Source organism: Citrobacter sp. Cf072, from assembly GCF_030334485.1.
GTDB classification, from domain to species: domain Bacteria; phylum Pseudomonadota; class Gammaproteobacteria; order Enterobacterales; family Enterobacteriaceae; genus Citrobacter; species Citrobacter freundii.
The window spans coordinates 1-219 of the sequence record NZ_JAOWDX010000023.1 but is presented as its reverse complement, the minus strand read 5'-3'; the positions used below and the strand labels follow the sequence as shown (position 1 = coordinate 219).

Here is a 219-nt window from a genome sequence, read left to right as displayed (position 1 = left end):
GGTGGGTGATGACGGGATCGAACCGCCGACCCCCTCCTTGTAAGGGAGGTGCTCTCCCAGCTGAGCTAATCACCCACTTCTCAATTTCTTACTCTACACGGCGGAGACTACATAAAGTAGTTGGTGGGTGATGACGGGTTCGAACCGCCGACCCCCTCCTTGTAAGGGAGGTGCTCTCCCAGCTGAGCTAATCACCCCCGCTGTGTGGAGTCGCATTAT

2 tRNA genes are annotated in these 219 nt (G+C 56.6%); both read right to left on the bottom strand.

Annotation, left to right across the window (positions count from 1 at the left end):
- Positions 1 to 2: 2 nt before the first annotated feature.
- Positions 3 to 75: transfer RNA gene (locus OGX66_RS01670), tRNA-Val, on the bottom strand.
- 46 nt (positions 76 to 121) lie between these two features.
- Positions 122 to 197, bottom strand: a tRNA-Val gene (locus OGX66_RS01665).
- Positions 198 to 219 lie beyond the last annotated feature (22 nt).